Below are 14,574 nucleotides of genomic sequence, written 5' to 3'. Positions count from 1 at the left end.
GCCCGCCCCCGAAACGTGTCAGTGCGGCAGGCGCATTATTCGGCGGCTTCCTTCATCTCCGCGCCCTCGCCGGCGATGGAGAGCGCGCTCGCCATGCCGGGGGCCTCGGACTTGCCGCCGACTTTCTCGCGCGTCGCCTTTTCGATACGCGCGCCGATGTCGGCATCGACCTGCTTCCAGTAGTCGAAGGCGCGCACGAGGACCTTTTCGCTGACCCCGTCGGCAAGGTGCCCGGCGACGTTCTTCACGAAGCGTTCGCGCTGGGCATCGTCCATCACCTCGCGCACGAGCGTGCCGGCCTGGCTGAAGTCGTCGTCGTCTTCGCGCAGCTTGTAGGCAGTGCGGACCATGTCGCCGTCGGCGTGCCACAGACCCGCCTCGCCGCCCATGTCGGGCTGGGCCGCCGGACCGCCGTAGCTGTTGGGCGCATAGACCGGATCGACCGCGTTGGTCACCCGCATGGCGCCGGCGCGCGAGTAGCTGTTGACCTCCGCATTCTTCGCCGCGTTTACCGGGATCTGCTTGTAGTTGACGCCCAGGCGGTGGCGGTGCGCATCGGCGTAGGAGAAGCCGCGGGCCAGCAGCATCTTGTCGGGCGACAGGCCAATGCCCGGCACCATGTTGTTGGGCTCGAAAGCGAGCTGCTCGATCTGCGTGTCCCAGTCGACCGGGTTGGTGTCGAGCGTCAGCTTGCCAACCTCGATCAGCGGATAGTCGGCGTGCGGCCAGGTCTTGGTCAGGTCGAAGGGGTTGATGCGGTAGGTCTTGGCATCCTCATAAGGCATCACCTGCCACTTCAGCGTCCAGCTGGGGTAATCGCCCTTGTGGATCGCATCGAACAGGTCGCGGCGGTGATAGTCGCTGTCCATGCCGGCCATCTTGTCCGCCTCGTCCTGCGTCAGGTGGGCGTTGCCGCTCTCGCTTCCGACATCGGTGTGGAAGTGGAACTTGACCCAGAACTTCTCGCCGTTGGCGTTGACGAGGCTGTAGGTGTGGCTGGAATAGCCGTTCATCTCGCGCCAGTTCTTGGGCACGCCGCGGTCACCCATCAGATAGGTCACCTGGTGCGCGCTTTCGGGCGAGAGGGTCCAGAAATCCCACTGCATGTCATGATCGCGCAGGCCATTGTCGGCGCGCCGCTTCTGGCTGCGGATGAAGTTCTGGAACTTGATCGGATCGCGGATGAAGAAGATCGGCGTATTGTTGCCGACCATGTCGAAATTGCCGCCCTCGGTATAGAACTTGACCGAGAACCCTCGCGGATCGCGCCAGGTGTCGGGGCTGCCCCGCTCGCCCGCGACGGTCGAGAAGCGCATCGCCACCTCGGTCTTGGCGCCCTTCTGGAACAGCTTGGCCTTGGTGTACTGCGAGACATCGGCGGTGCATTCCCAGTGGCCGAAGGCGCCGGAGCCCTTGGCGTGCGGCTGGCGTTCGGGGATGCGCTCGCGGTTGAAGTTGGCCATCTGCTCGAGCAGGTAGTGATCATGCAGCACGATCGGGCCATCGCTGCCGACGGTCAGCGAGTGCTCGTCGCTCTGCACGCGGATGCCGGCATCGGTGGTGGTGTGGGGAACGTGCTTCTTGTCTACCATGGTCGGATCCTCGCGCTGGAATGCATTGAGGATTACGGTCGCCGCAGGCGGGCGTTCCCATTGAGACGATCGATTATTCCCCGGCGCTCAATCGCTCTAAACGATTAGCGGCGGTCACCGTATCACAACTGAAAAGGCCCCCGACAGCAAACTGCCGAGGGCCTCCAGCGACCCGAAGAGACTTGGGGGGCAAGCTCTCCGGGCTTTATCGTTTCCGTGTCTGGGAATCTCTAAACCGTCGGTAGTAATACGCAACGGATAAAATTTGGTTCCCTAGCTTTTTTAGACACTTACAAAATTTTCTGCGGCAGATGTGAAGGTTCTTAAATCCTGCCTCTGCCGCATAGATTAGCGATTCCTAATCAACCTGCAAGATCGAAACGATCGGCATCCATCACCTTGACCCAAGCCGAGACAAAGGTTTCGATGAAGCGCTTCTCGCCCCCGTTTTCCGCGAAGACCTCGGCGATGGCGCGCAGCTGCGAGTTGGAGCCGAAGACGAGGTCCGTGCGCGTGGCGTGCCAGCGTTCCTCACCGCTCTCGCGGTCCTTGCCGACGAACTCCTCGTCGCCGCTCTCGTCGACCACTTCCCAAAGCGTGCCCATGTGCAGCAGGTTGACGAAGAAGTCGTTCGAGAGGACGCCGGGACGATCCGTGAGGACGCCGATGTCGTTGCCGTGCTTGGCGTGCTTGCTGACGGCACCCAGCGCCCGCATGCCGCCGACCAGCGCGGTCATCTCCGGAATGGAGAGGCCGAGCAGGTTGGCCTTGTCGACCATCATGTCCTCGGTCTTCACGCTGGCCTTCGTCTTCAGGTAGTTGCGGAAGGCATCGGCATAGGGCTCGAGCGGCTCGAAGCTGGCGGCATCGGTGTGCTCCTCGGTCGCGTCGCCGCGGCCGGTGGTCACATCGACGCTGACGTCGAAGCCGCCGTCCTTCGCCGCCTTCTCGATCGCCGCGGCGCCGGCAAGCACGATGGCATCGGCCATCGACAGGTTGCCGCGCAGCTCGTCGAGCTTGGCAAGCACGTTCGACAGCTCTTCCGGGTCGTTGACCGCCCAGTCCTTTTGCGGAGCAACACGCACGCGGGCACCGTTGGCGCCGCCACGGTGGTCGGAGTTGCGGTAGGTCGAGGCCGAGGCCCAGGCCGCCTTGACCAGCTCGCGCACCGACAGGCCGCTATCCAGCACCTTGGCCTTGAAAGCCGAGACGTCACCGTCAGAGGGCTTTGAACCGGCGGGCACCGGGTCCTGCCAGATCAGCGTCTCTTCCGGAACTTCGGGGCCGAGGTAGCGGGCCTTGGGGCCCATGTCGCGGTGGGTCAGCTTGAACCAGGCGCGGGCGAAGGCGTCGTCGAGCGCGGCCTGGTCGTCGCGGAAGCGTTCGGAAATCTTGCGATATTCCGGATCACGCTTCAGCGCCATGTCCGCCGTCGTCATGATGGTCGGCACCTTCTTCGACGGGTCGCGCGCGTCGGGGGCCATGTCTTCGGGATCGGGGTTGATCGGCGTCCACTGCTTCGCACCGGCCGGGCTCTCCACCAGCTCGTAGTCGTACTTGAACAGCAGGCGGAAGTAGTCGTTGCCCCACTGCGTCGGGTTGGGCGTCCACGCACCCTCGATGCCGGAAGTGGTGATGTGGCCCTTGCCGATCTCCTCGGGGTCGGTCAGCCAGCCGAAGCCCATGGTGTGCAGGCTCTCACCCTCGGGTGCCTTGCCGAAAGTGTCGGCAGGCTTGGCGCCGTGGCACTTGCCGAATGCGTGGCCGCCGGCGGTAAGAGCGACGGTCTCCTCGTCGTTCATGGCCATGCGGGCAAAGGTCTCGCGCATGTCGCGGGCCATCCCCTCCGCATCGTGCGGGTTGCCGCCCGGCCCTTCGGGATTGACGTAGATAAGACCCATCTGGATCGCCGCGAGCGGGTTCTCCAACGCCTTGCCCTCGTCGGGGATGATGCGGGTTTCGACGCCCTGGTCGACCCACAGTTCCTCGGTGCCCCAGTAGACGGTCTCGGGCTCGTAGACGTCCTTGCGGCCGCCGCCGAAGCCGAACACCGGGCCGCCCATGCTCTCGATGGCGACATTGCCGGTGAGGATAAACAGGTCCGCCCAGCTGATGTTCTTGCCGTACTTCTGCTTGATCGGCCAAAGCAGGCGGCGGGCCTTGTCGAGGTTGCCGTTGTCCGGCCAGGAATTGAGCGGGGCGAAGCGCTGCTGCCCGCTCGACGCGCCGCCGCGACCGTCGCCTGTACGATAGGTGCCCGCCGCGTGCCAGGCCATGCGGATGAAGAACGGGCCATAGTGACCGTAGTCCGCCGGCCACCACGACTGGCTGTCGGTCATCAGCGCGGTCAGGTCGGCCTTCAGCCCGGCGTAATCGACGGCGTTGAACGCCTCGGCATAGTCGAAGTCGTCGCCGTAAGGATCGGCGTTCTTGCCGCCTTGCGTCAGGATGTCGAGTTGCAGCGCGTCGGGCCACCAGTCGCGATTGGTGCGGCCGAACAGCGCGCGCATGTCGACGTTGCCGCCAGTGAAGGGGCAGCCGCCCTCGATGGAACCAGTTTCAGCGTCCATGATGTTTGTCCTCTCAAATGGGTACGGGTCGAATCGTGGATCTTATGATGGGGACGCGCCGCTGATTAGTCCAATCGATTGGATGCCACTCAATGATTGGCTGGGGCGATTACAGGACGAGCCGTGCCGTCGCCTCTCTCGTCAGCCGCATTGCGCCCGGTGCAGCAGCTTCTGGTCGGCCAGAACCAGCGCCATCATCGCTTCCACCACCGGCGTGCCGCGGATGCCGACGCAGGGGTCGTGGCGGCCCCTGGTGACGATCTCGGCGGCGTTCCCCTCGCGGTCGATCGTCTCCACCGGCGTCAGGATCGAGCTCGTCGGCTTGAATGCCAGGCGGCAGGTGACGGGCTGGCCGGTGCTGATGCCCCCGGCGATCCCGCCCGCGTGGTTCGCGGCGAATTGCGGGCCTTCGCTTCCGGGCCGCATGGCATCGGCATTGCCTTCCCCGGTGTTGGCGGCGGCGGCGAACCCGTCGCCGATCTCCACGCCCTTGACCGCGTTGATGCTCATCATCGCGGCGGCGAGTTCGGCATCGAGCTTGGCATAGAGCGGCGCGCCCCAGCCCGCCGGAACGCCCTCGGCCCGGCAGCCAACCACCGCGCCGAGCGAGGAGCCAGCCTTTCGGGCATCGTCCACCAGCGACTCCCATCGCGCCGCGGCGGCAGGGTCGGGGCACCAGAAGGGGTTGTCGCGGATCGCGCCGGCATCGAAGGCCGCAGGATCAATGGCATCGCCGCCGATGGCCTCGACGTAGCCGGTGATGGAAACCTCGGGCACGACGAGCCGCGCCACCGCGCCCGCCGCGACCCGGGCCGCCGTCTCGCGCGCCGAGCTGCGCCCGCCGCCGCGATAGTCGCGGAAGCCGTACTTGGCATCGTAAGTGTAGTCGGCGTGGCCGGGACGATAGGCCTTGGCGACCTCGGAGTAGTCCTTGCTGCGCTGGTCGGTGTTTTCGATCATCAGGCTGATCGGCGTACCGGTGGTCCGGCCCTCGAACACGCCCGAGAGGATCCGCACCTCGTCCGCCTCGCGCCGCTGCGTGGTGTAGCGGTTCTGGCCCGGCTTCCTCGCGTCGAGGAAAGGCTGGATGTCCGCCTCCGACAGGGCGAGGCCCGGAGGGCACCCGTCCACCACCACGCCCAGCGCAGGCCCGTGGCTCTCCCCCCAGGTGGTGAAGCGGAAGACGCGTCCGAAGGTGTTCCAGCTCATGGCGCGCGGATTTGGCGCAGATGCGGGCAAGTGTCCAGCGAGGCTGGACTGTTCCTGCTTTGTCCGCCAAACGGTTGCGCTCAAGCAGCAAAGCGGTAGCGCCGAAACAGATTTATGATCGCGAAACTCACCGGCACTCTCGACGAAACCGGCGCCGACTGGGCGGTCATCGACGTGGGCGGGGTGGGCTATCTCGTCCACTGCTCGGCCCGGACCCTCTCCGCGCTAGGCGAGCGGGGCGGGCGCTGCACCGTCTTTACCGATCTGCAGGTGAGCGAGAACGACATGCGCCTCTTGGGTTTCGCAGAAGCGGGGGAGCGCGACTGGTTCCGCCTGCTGACGGGCGTGCAGGGGGTGGGATCAAAAGTGGCGCTGGCCATCCTCTCGGCGCTCTCGGCCGGCGAGCTGCGCGACGCCTGCGCCGCCGGCGACGCCGCCAGCGTGGCGCGCGCGCAAGGGGTGGGGCCGAAGCTGGCGGGCCGCATCGTCAACGAGCTGAAGGACAAGGCTGGCGCGCTTCCGGGCGGCGGAGGACTCGCCGGAACGGCAGCGATCAGCCACGCCGGCGGGGCGAGCGCCGATGCCGTCAGCGCGCTGCAGAACCTCGGCTTCAAACCCGCCGTGGCGGCGCAGGCCGTGGCGCGCGCGCAGGAGGAGCTGGGCGAGGATACGGCGGAGGGCGACCTCATCCGCGTGGCGCTCAGGCGGGCGGCGGGGTGAGGCTCGCTCTCTTCACAAGTCATCCTGAACTCGTTTCAGGATCCATCCTGCCCAAGCCGCGGAGTGATCGGTGGCAGGCCAATGCCTGGCGCAAGGTCGTGCCAGTCGGGGTTTTCGCTTTCGATCAGATTGATCTTCCATTGCCGGTGCCAGCGCTTCAACTGCTTCTCGCGCGCTATGGCCTCGTGGATCGTGGCAAACAGTTCGTATCGCACGAGAGTTTTGACGTCGTATCGGCTCGTGAAATCTGGTGCCGCGTCATTGCGATGCTGCCAGACGCGCGCGACAAGATCGCTGGTGACGCCGATATAGAGAGTGCCGTAGGCCTTGCTGGCGAGTATGTAGACGCAGGGTTGTCGCTCGCTCGGCATGCACGTGGTTGCGCCGCTCGATGGACCCTGAAACAAGTTCAGGGTGACGGTTGGAAATTCGCTGCATGACAGACCAGCCCCTCCACTCCCCCCAGCGCCAGCCGGACGACCCGGACGCGGCGCTGCGGCCCAAGTCGCTGACCGAGTTCATCGGGCAGGAGGCGGCGCGCGATAACCTGCGCGTATTCGTCGAGGCCGCGCGCGGGCGGGGCGAGGCCATGGATCACGTGCTGTTCTTCGGGCCGCCGGGCCTCGGCAAGACCACACTGGCGCAGATCGTCGCCAAGGAGCTGGGCGTCGGTTTCCGCGCCACCAGTGGGCCGGTGATCGCCAAGGCGGGCGACCTCGCCGCGCTGCTCACCAACCTCGAGCCGAACGACGTCCTTTTCATCGACGAGATTCACCGCCTCAACCCCGTGGTCGAGGAGGTGCTCTACCCGGCGATGGAGGACCGCGCGCTCGACATCATCATCGGCGAGGGTCCGTCGGCCCGCTCCGTGCGCATCGACCTGCCGCCCTTCACGCTCGTCGGCGCGACGACGCGGCAGGGGCTACTGACGACTCCCTTGCGCGACCGGTTCGGCATCCCCGTGCGGCTGATTTTCTACACCGAGGCGGAGCTGACCGAGGTGGTCAATCGCGGGGCGCGGCTGCTCGGCGTGGCGATGGCGCCCGAGGGTGCCCGCGAAATCGCCCGCCGCAGTCGCGGCACGCCGCGCGTCGCCGGACGGCTGCTGCGCCGCGTGCGCGACTTCGCGCAGGTGAGGGGTGCGGGCGAGGTCACCGCCGCCGTGGCCGACGAGGCACTGACCCGGCTGGAGATCGATGCGTTGGGGCTCGACGCGATGGACCGGCGCTACCTCACCATGATCGCCGACATCTACAAGGGCGGCCCGGTCGGGGTGGAGACGCTCGCCGCAGGCCTTGCCGAACCTCGCGATACGGTGGAGGAGGTGATAGAACCCTTCCTCATCCAGCTCGGCCTGGTGGCCCGCACCGCGCGCGGGCGCTGCCTCAACGATGCGGCATGGACTCACCTCGGCCTTCCGCCGCCCTCGGGCAGCCAGACTGCGCTTTTTGAACCCGGCAAATAGGCCGCGCGCCGTGCCGTCTGGCTCGCCACGGCCCCGCTTTCGGTTCCATTCCGGGACAGACCGGCGGCGAAGCGCGGATTCGTGCGATTTTTTTGCGATTCCGCCGCGGGAATCATGGTTAACCCCATTGCCCGGTAAGGTTTTGCGCGTCTCTCTGGGATGAACCGGAAAAAGGCCGTCGGCATCACAGGGGTGCCGCAGGCCCGATCCAGGCATTCGAGAGAGACCGTTCATGTCCGTACGTATGGCAATCGCGAAACTGAGCATCGCCGCCGCTGGTGGAGCGATCATCGGTGGAGGCGCGGTCCACGTCGCCGAGCCGCAGACGTCGCAGGTCCGCTACAAGTCCGACAAGGACGACGGCGAAGTCGAACTGGTCGATATCAAGACGGACGGTCCGGCGCAGCGCGTCATCCCGCGCCGTCCCCGCGAACAGCACCGCGCGCGCCGCACCATCGAGCGCACCTGCTGCGACGAGGAAGCGCCGGCGGAATATGCGCTCGCTGGCGTGCCCCTGCCGCTTCCCCCGCTGCCCGATGCGCCGATTCGCGGCGGCGGCGGCGGACAACCGATCGTGATCGGCGGCAGCGGCGGCTGGGGTGCCAGCGGCGGCTTCGGCGGCGGCTTCTTCGGCGGTTTCTTTGGCGGCGGTGGCGGCGCAAGCGCCGGTGCGACGGCGGCGGTGGACATGAGCACGACCACGACCACGACCACCAGTGGAACGCCCGGCACCACGAGCGGCACTACCGGCAACATTAACATCGACATCGATAACTCGAACAACGGCGGCTCGACCTCTACTTCCAGTGGATCTACCTCGACGTCGACTTCGGGCGGTTCGACGTCGACCAGTTCGGGCGAGTTCAGCAGCACCACGGGCAGCATCACCAGCTCGACGACGAGTTCTTCGGGCCAGATCAGCTCGTCGACCGGCCAGGTATCGACCAGCACGGGCGGGATCAGCAGCACCTCGACCTCGGGCAACGTGTCGAGCTCGACCGGCCAGGTCTCGTCCTCGACGGGCGGCGTGTCGACCAGCTCCGGCAATGTCTCGAGCTCGACCGGGGCGGTGACCAGCAGCAGCTCGACCTCGACGAGCTCTGGCAATGTCACCAGCTCTGGGGACATCAATCAGAACCAAAACCAGAACCAGGGGCAGCAGCAAGGTCAGCAGCAATCCAGCACCACGTCGACCTCTACCTCGACCTCGGGCGATGTCAGCACCTCGACCAGCACGAGCTCGAGCACCAGCAGCTCTACAAGTTCCAGTACCTCGAGTTCGACTTCCACCTCGAGCTCTACGAGCTCCTCGACCTCTACGAGCTCCTCGACCTCGGGTGACATGCCGCCGGTCGATCCGCCGACCAGTACCGGCGATATTCCGCCGACCGAAGTCCCCGCGCCCGGGATGCTGCTGCTGTTCGGCGCGGGTGCCGGTGCGGTCTTCCTGCGCCGTCGCCGCAAGGATGGCAGCGAGGCGGGCGAAGGCGAAGTCGCCGCCGCCTGATCGCACGGCGCAACCGATCAACAGGGGAAAGGGCGGCCCGCAAGGAGCCGCCCTTTTTTCGTCAGGCCGCCAGCTTGCGCAGCACGTAGTGGAGGATGCCGCCGTTGCGGTAGTATTCCATTTCGTTGGCGGTATCGATGCGGCATTTGGCGGCGAAGGTCATGGTCGAGCCGTCGCCCTTCGTCACCTCGACTTCGACGTCCTGGCCCGGCGAAAGCTCGCCGAGGCCCTTGATCGTAAAGCTGCACTCGCCGTCCAGCCCCAGCGTCTGGCGCGTCTCGCCGTCCTTGAACTGCAAGGGCAGCACGCCCATGCCGATGAGGTTGGAGCGGTGGATGCGCTCGAAGCTTTCCACGATCACCGCGCGCACGCCCAGGAGGATCGTGCCCTTGGCCGCCCAGTCGCGGCTGGAGCCGGTGCCGTATTCCTTCCCGGCGACCACCACCAGCGGGGTACCGTCGGCCTGGTGCTTCATGGCGGCATCGTAGATGGCCATCTGCACACCCTTGTAGGTGGTCACGCCGCCCTCGATGCCGGGCACCATCTCGTTCTTGATGCGGATGTTGGCAAAGGTGCCGCGCATCATCACCTCGTGGTTGCCGCGGCGGCTGCCGTAGGAGTTGAAGTCCTTCTTGGCGACCTGGTGATCCAGCAGGTAGCGCCCGCCCGGGCTGTCTTCCTTGATCGATCCGGCAGGGCTGATGTGGTCGGTCGTCACGCTGTCGCCCAGCACGGCGAGCGGCTTCGCGCCCACGATGTCCTCGACCGGCGCCGGGGTCATGCTCATGCCCTCGAAATAGGGCGGGTTGGCGACGTAGGTGCTGGCCGGGTTCCAGTTGTAGGTGTCGCTCGCATCGACCTTGATCGCCTGCCAGTGCTCGTCGCCCTTGTAGACGTCGGCATAGCGCTTCTCGAACATCGAGCGGTCGATGTTGGCGGCGCGGTTCTGGGCGACTTCTTCGTTCGAGGGCCAGATGTCGGCGAGCATCACGTCGTTGCCGTCCTGGTCCTGCCCGATCGGGGTCGTGGTGATGTCCTCGGTGACGGTGCCCTTCAGCGCATAGGCGACGACCAGCGGCGGGCTGGCGAGGAAGTTGGCGCGAACGTCGGGCGAAACACGGCCCTCGAAGTTGCGGTTGCCCGACAGCACGCTGGCGGCGACGAGGTCGTTGCCGTTGATCGCCGCACTGATCGGCGGGGCCAGCGGGCCGGAATTGCCGATGCAGGTGGTGCAGCCGTAGCCCACGAGATCGAAGCCGAGCGCATCGAGGTCGGACTGCAGGCCGCTCTTCTCGAGGTAGTCGGTGACCACCTGCGAGCCCGGCGCGAGGCTGGTCTTGACCCACGGCTTGGGCTTGAGGCCGCGCTCGTTGGCCTTTCTGGCCACGAGGCCGGCGGCGATCAGCACGTCGGGGTTGGAGGTGTTGGTGCAGCTGGTGATGGCGGCGATCACCACGTCGCCGTCGCCCACGTCGTGGTCCTTGCCCTCGACGTCCACGCGCACCGGCGCGTCCTTGCCGTAGGTCTTTTCCAGGTCGCCGTTGAACAGCTCGTCCACCTCGGGCAGCGCGACCTTGTCCTGCGGGCGCTTGGGCCCGGCGAGGCTGGGGACGACGCTGCCCATGTCGAGCGACAGGGTGGAGCTGAAGACCGGCTCGTTCTCCGGCGTGAACCACATGCCCTGCGCCTTGGAATAGGCCTCGACCAGCGCGATGGTCTCTTCGGGGCGGCCCGTCAGGCGCAGGTATTCGAGCGTCTTGTCGTCGATGCCGAAGAAGCCGCAGGTGGCGCCATATTCCGGCGCCATGTTGGCGATGGTGGCGCGGTCGGCGAGGCTGAGGTTGGCGACGCCCTCGCCGTAGAATTCGACGAACTTGCCGACCACCACGTGCTCGCGCAGCATCTGCACGCAGGTGAGCACCAGGTCGGTGGCGGTCACGCCTTCGGCCAGCTTGCCGGTCAGCTTGAAGCCGACGACCTCGGGGATCAGCATGGAGACCGGTTGGCCGAGCATGGCCGCTTCCGCCTCGATACCGCCAACGCCCCAGCCCAGCACGCCGAGGCCGTTGATCATGGTGGTGTGGCTGTCGGTGCCGACGCAGGTATCGGGATAGGCGACGAGATTGCCGTCCTGATCCTCGGTCGACCACACGCCGCGCGCGATGTTTTCGAGGTTCACCTGGTGGCAGATGCCGGTGCCCGGCGGCACGGCGTAGAAGTTCTCCAGGCTGACCGCGCCCCACTTGAGGAAGTCGTAACGCTCGGCATTGCGCTCGTATTCGAGTGCCATGTTGTTCTCGAAGGCCTTGGGGTGGCCGAACTCGTCGACCATGACCGAGTGATCGATCACGAGGTTGACCGGCACCTGCGGATTGATCTTGGCGGTATCGCCGCCCAGCTTGCCGATGGCATCGCGCATGGCGGCAAGGTCGACCACGCAGGGTACGCCGGTGAAGTCCTGCAACAGCACGCGCGCGGGGCGGTACTGGATCTCCTCGCCGGTGACGGGATTGTCCTGCCAGTCGACGATGGCCTGCACGTGGCTCTCGCCCACGGTGAAGCCCTCGTCCTCGAAGCGCAGCATGTTCTCCAGCAGCACCTTCATGCTGAAGGGCAGGCGGTCGACATTGCCGAACTTCTCCGCCGCCGCCGCGAGCGAGTAGTAGGCGTAGTCCTTGCCTCCCACGCTCAGGGTCTTGCGGGTTGCGTGCGTGTCGGCGCCGACCTGGGTCATGGTGCGTCTGGTCCTTTTCGAGTTGCGAAACCGCCATCCCTGCGCGAGGGAGCGGCGAGGGCGTGTTTGCGTGGCGACCTGCGCGTTTGCAGGCCTTGCGTCAAGGGGGGCAAGGCCCCCTTGCAGGCCGGAAAGAGGACCTTTGAAATGGCGTTGCATCGACCGGGCCGGAAGCAGTCGCCGATGGGCGTGCCGATCATGCTCGGCGCGTTGATCGTGGCCGCCTTTCTCGGCGCGGCGGCGGGCCTGATCTGGCAGAGCACCGACTGGGCCGACGAGGAAACGCCAGAGGAAGTCGTGACCGCCGAGGCGGCCGCGGGCTGACGGCGGGCGCTCAGGTCTCCGGCGCTCAGGCTTCCGGGCGGGCGAGCGGGGCTGCGGCGCGCCTGCGCCGGGGCGCGGCAATCCAGCAGCCCGCCACGATCAGCACGACGCCAAGGACAGTGGCCGCGCTCACCGTCTCGCGCAGCAGCACGAAGGCGAACAGCGCGGTCCATACGAAGCTGGTGTATTCCACCGGCACCAGCACCTGCGCCTCTGCCCGGGCGTAGGCAAAGGCCAGCGTCATCGCGCCCGCCGCCGTCAGCAGGGCGGAGAGCGCGATGCCGCCCAGCGCGTCCGCCTGTGGCAGCACGAACAGGAACGGCAGCGCCAGCGCCTGCACCAGCGCGCTCACCCCGCCGTGGAACACCGCGATCTCCAGCGGGCCGGCCAGCTGCGCCTGCTTCCTCATGAGGATGAAATTGTAGGCATAGAGCATGGCCGAGAATGCCAGCGAGGCGAGGCCGAGCGCGGTGTCCGCCGTCAGCCCGACGGTGCCGATCCGCCCGCCGACGATGACCAGCGTGCCGGCGAACCCCAGTAACGAGGCGAAGATGGCGGTGCGGCTGATCGTCTCGCCCAGCATGACGCGGGCGAGATAGAGCGCGATCAGCGGGGCGACGAAGCTGATGGCGATGGCCTCCGCGACCGGCAGGCGGGTGAGGGCGAAGAACCAGGACAGCGCCATGAAGGCCGAGAGCACGCCGCGCTCGACATGCAGCCGCATCACCGCCCCGCGCGGCCAGGAAAAGCCCGTCGCCAGCCAGAACGGCGCAACCATGAGGGCGGCGAGAAACGAGCGCAGGAGCGAGGCGGTGTAGACGCCCACCGCCAGCGCCGCGTCCTTCATCAGCACGTCCATCAGCGACAGGCACGCCACACCCGCGAGCGCGGCCGCGAACGGCAGGAGAGGATGATAAGGCTTGCTCACCTGCCGCCCTTAGGCGCGGCCTGTGGCGTCGTCACCACGCTTCGTCGCCAAACCGGGCCGGTTCAGGCGGGCGAAAGCGGCCGGAGTTGAAGAAAAGCGCCTCAGGCGGCATAATCCGCGCTGCCCCCACTCGGTCTAACAGGGATACAGTTATCATGCGTTTGGTCGCCCCGCTCGGCGCGCTCGCCACCATTGCCTTCAGCCCGCTCGCCGCTTCGGCGCAGACGCTGCTGCCGGAAAACTTCCTCGACGACGCCGCGGAAGTGACTGTTTCGGCAGACGCGCAGGCTGGCGAGGTGGTGCAGGCCGACCCGCGCATCGCGAGCGTGCAGAACTGGTCGCTGGGCAATGCCCGCGCGCTGCTGGCCGCGATCGAGGCGGTGGGCGCGGAGGGCCTCGACCCCGCGGACTATCGCCCGGACCTGCTGCGCGCCGAGATCGAGCGCGGCGAGAGCGATGCGCTGAACCAGCGCGCCAGCGGCGCCTTTGCCTGGCTGGTGGAGGACCTGCGCGACGGGCGTACACCGATGGAGGCGCGCCGCCAGTGGTTCGTGGTCGATCCTGATGCCGACCTGCTGCCCACCGGCCGTCTGATGGAGCAGGCACTGGCAAGCGGCGATGTCGCGGGCACGCTCGCCTCGCTCGCGCCGACCCATCCCGACTATGCCGCCCTGCGCGAGGCGCTGGCCGATACGCCGCGCGCCAACACCGCGCAGCGTCGCCTGATTCGCGCCAACATGGATCGCTGGCGCTGGCTGGCGCGCGACCTTGGCGGCCAGTACCTCATCACCAACGTGCCGGAATACCAGCTGCGCCTGACGGTGAATAACCAGATCATCCGCACCTATCGCACCATCGTGGGCGCGGTCTCCTCGCCCACGCCGCAGCTGGCCGAGACGGTGGAGGGCGTGGTCTTCAACCCGACCTGGACCGTGCCGCAGTCGATCGTGCGCGGCGAGGGGCTGGGCAACCGGGTGCTGAACAATCCCGCATGGGCGCGCGCCAACGGTTATCGCGCCACCCGCGGCGATAACGGTTGGATCACCGTGGTGCAGCAGCCGGGGCCGGGCAATTCGCTCGGCATGATGAAGCTCGACATGCCCAACCCGCACGCGATCTTCCTGCACGACACGCCGGCCCGCAACCTCTTCGCCAGCGAGAACCGTGCGCGCAGCCACGGCTGCGTGCGGGTGGAACGGGCACTGGAGCTGGCGATGACCGTCGCGATCCTGGGCGGCGGTGCGACGCGTGACGAGGCGGTGGAGATCAGCACCAGCGGCGACTACACGCGCGTGCCGGTGGAGCGGACCATGCCGGTCTACATTACCTATTTCACCTATGGCACCGACATCGAGGGCAATCTGCGCTCGTTCAACGACATCTACGGCCGCGACGCGCCGGTGCTCGCCGCGCTCGATGCGCCGCGCGTCGGCAACCGCGCCCGCGAGACCGACGAGGAAGTGATCGAGATCGTCGACGACATCCGCACGACGGTGTGACCTACGGGAGCCGTCCCGGACCGGGT

13 protein-coding genes are annotated in these 14,574 nt (G+C 66.9%); 5 read left to right on the top strand and 8 right to left on the bottom strand.

Going from position 1 to position 14,574, the window contains the following annotated elements:
* Window positions 1-35 precede the first annotated feature (35 nt).
* The 3 genes from AAW00_RS06805 to aroC form a co-directional block, all read right to left on the bottom strand.
* Entirely contained in the window at window positions 36-1,592 is a 1,557-nt protein-coding gene (locus tag AAW00_RS06805) for a catalase (protein ID WP_047003658.1), read from the bottom strand.
* A 362-nt stretch (window positions 1,593-1,954) separates the two neighbouring features.
* On the bottom strand, window positions 1,955-4,162 hold the full coding sequence (katG, locus tag AAW00_RS06800) for a catalase/peroxidase HPI (protein ID WP_047003657.1): 2,208 nt from the start codon (window positions 4,160-4,162) through the stop codon (window positions 1,955-1,957).
* Window positions 4,163-4,303: 141 nt separating this feature from the next.
* Window positions 4,304-5,371: a chorismate synthase gene (gene aroC / locus AAW00_RS06795; RefSeq protein ID WP_047003656.1), complete on the bottom strand. Its 1,068-nt coding sequence runs from the start codon at window positions 5,369-5,371 to the stop codon at window positions 4,304-4,306.
* Window positions 5,372-5,485: 114 nt separating this feature from the next.
* Here aroC and ruvA point away from each other — a divergent pair, with 114 nt between their 5' ends.
* Window positions 5,486-6,091 carry a Holliday junction branch migration protein RuvA gene (gene ruvA, locus AAW00_RS06790; RefSeq protein ID WP_047003655.1) on the top strand — a complete coding sequence of 202 codons (606 nt, stop codon included), beginning with the start codon at window positions 5,486-5,488 and terminating at the stop codon, window positions 6,089-6,091.
* 35 nt (window positions 6,092-6,126) lie between these two features.
* On the opposite strand, the gene AAW00_RS06785 is transcribed toward ruvA, so the two are convergent.
* Complete coding sequence (locus tag AAW00_RS06785) at window positions 6,127-6,462, bottom strand: GIY-YIG nuclease family protein (protein WP_047003654.1); 336 nt, start codon at window positions 6,460-6,462, stop codon at window positions 6,127-6,129.
* 65 nt (window positions 6,463-6,527) lie between these two features.
* Between AAW00_RS06785 and ruvB the strand changes: the two genes are divergently transcribed.
* Window positions 6,528-7,556 carry a Holliday junction branch migration DNA helicase RuvB gene (ruvB, locus tag AAW00_RS06780; RefSeq protein ID WP_047003653.1) on the top strand — a complete coding sequence of 343 codons (1,029 nt, stop codon included), beginning with the start codon at window positions 6,528-6,530 and terminating at the stop codon, window positions 7,554-7,556.
* 339 nt (window positions 7,557-7,895) lie between these two features.
* Here the strand turns inward: ruvB and AAW00_RS15405 are convergent, their stop codons facing one another.
* Together AAW00_RS15405 and AAW00_RS15400 are read right to left on the bottom strand one after the other, a co-directional pair.
* On the bottom strand, window positions 7,896-8,684 hold the full coding sequence (locus AAW00_RS15405; RefSeq protein ID WP_052761815.1) for a hypothetical protein: 789 nt from the start codon (window positions 8,682-8,684) through the stop codon (window positions 7,896-7,898).
* A gap of 39 nt (window positions 8,685-8,723) precedes the next feature.
* Window positions 8,724-8,900, bottom strand: a complete 177-nt coding sequence (locus AAW00_RS15400) for a hypothetical protein (RefSeq protein ID WP_241461664.1) — start codon at window positions 8,898-8,900, stop codon at window positions 8,724-8,726.
* Between AAW00_RS15400 and AAW00_RS15395 the strand changes: the two genes are divergently transcribed.
* Complete coding sequence (locus tag AAW00_RS15395; protein ID WP_241461663.1) at window positions 8,899-9,063, top strand: PEP-CTERM sorting domain-containing protein; 165 nt, start codon at window positions 8,899-8,901, stop codon at window positions 9,061-9,063. The genes AAW00_RS15400 and AAW00_RS15395 overlap by 2 nt on opposite strands.
* A gap of 61 nt (window positions 9,064-9,124) precedes the next feature.
* Here AAW00_RS15395 and acnA read toward each other — a convergent pair whose 3' ends face one another.
* Window positions 9,125-11,797 carry an aconitate hydratase AcnA gene (gene acnA, locus AAW00_RS06770; RefSeq protein ID WP_047003652.1) on the bottom strand — a complete coding sequence of 891 codons (2,673 nt, stop codon included), beginning with the start codon at window positions 11,795-11,797 and terminating at the stop codon, window positions 9,125-9,127.
* A 147-nt stretch (window positions 11,798-11,944) separates the two neighbouring features.
* Here acnA and AAW00_RS14925 point away from each other — a divergent pair, with 147 nt between their 5' ends.
* Window positions 11,945-12,121: a hypothetical protein gene (locus tag AAW00_RS14925; protein ID WP_156169988.1), complete on the top strand. Its 177-nt coding sequence runs from the start codon at window positions 11,945-11,947 to the stop codon at window positions 12,119-12,121.
* Window positions 12,122-12,146: 25 nt separating this feature from the next.
* Here the strand turns inward: AAW00_RS14925 and AAW00_RS06765 are convergent, their stop codons facing one another.
* Entirely contained in the window at window positions 12,147-13,049 is a 903-nt protein-coding gene (locus AAW00_RS06765; RefSeq protein ID WP_047003651.1) for a DMT family transporter, read from the bottom strand.
* Window positions 13,050-13,204: 155 nt separating this feature from the next.
* Between AAW00_RS06765 and AAW00_RS06760 the strand changes: the two genes are divergently transcribed.
* A complete protein-coding gene (locus AAW00_RS06760; protein WP_047003650.1) occupies window positions 13,205-14,548 on the top strand; it encodes a L,D-transpeptidase family protein in 1,344 nt (447 codons plus the stop codon).
* Window positions 14,549-14,574 lie beyond the last annotated feature (26 nt).

The sequence above is a fragment of the Aurantiacibacter luteus genome, assembly GCF_001010945.1.
Lineage (GTDB): Bacteria > Pseudomonadota > Alphaproteobacteria > Sphingomonadales > Sphingomonadaceae > Alteraurantiacibacter > Alteraurantiacibacter luteus.
The sequence above is the reverse complement of the archived record's forward strand: the minus strand, read 5'-3'. Positions and strand labels throughout refer to the sequence as shown.

Excerpts from the sequence above, each read along its gene's own strand:
- katG (WP_047003657.1), bottom strand. The coding sequence starts at position 4,162 with ATGGACGCTGAAACTGGTTCCATCGAGGGCGGCTGCCCCTTCACTGGC.
- AAW00_RS15395 (WP_241461663.1), top strand. The coding sequence starts at position 8,899 with ATGCCGCCGGTCGATCCGCCGACCAGTACCGGCGATATTCCGCCGACC.
- ruvB (WP_047003653.1), top strand. The coding sequence starts at position 6,528 with ATGACAGACCAGCCCCTCCACTCCCCCCAGCGCCAGCCGGACGACCCG.
- AAW00_RS06760 (WP_047003650.1), top strand. The coding sequence starts at position 13,205 with ATGCGTTTGGTCGCCCCGCTCGGCGCGCTCGCCACCATTGCCTTCAGC.
- aroC (WP_047003656.1), bottom strand. The coding sequence starts at position 5,371 with ATGAGCTGGAACACCTTCGGACGCGTCTTCCGCTTCACCACCTGGGGG.
- acnA (WP_047003652.1), bottom strand. The coding sequence starts at position 11,797 with ATGACCCAGGTCGGCGCCGACACGCACGCAACCCGCAAGACCCTGAGC.
- AAW00_RS14925 (WP_156169988.1), top strand. The coding sequence starts at position 11,945 with ATGGCGTTGCATCGACCGGGCCGGAAGCAGTCGCCGATGGGCGTGCCG.
- AAW00_RS06785 (WP_047003654.1), bottom strand. The coding sequence starts at position 6,462 with ATGCCGAGCGAGCGACAACCCTGCGTCTACATACTCGCCAGCAAGGCC.
- AAW00_RS15405 (WP_052761815.1), bottom strand. The coding sequence starts at position 8,684 with ATGTCCCCAGAGCTGGTGACATTGCCAGAGCTCGTCGAGGTCGAGCTG.
- AAW00_RS15400 (WP_241461664.1), bottom strand. The coding sequence starts at position 8,900 with ATGTCACCCGAGGTCGAGGAGCTCGTAGAGGTCGAGGAGCTCGTAGAG.
- AAW00_RS06805 (WP_047003658.1), bottom strand. The coding sequence starts at position 1,592 with ATGGTAGACAAGAAGCACGTTCCCCACACCACCACCGATGCCGGCATC.
- ruvA (WP_047003655.1), top strand. The coding sequence starts at position 5,486 with ATGATCGCGAAACTCACCGGCACTCTCGACGAAACCGGCGCCGACTGG.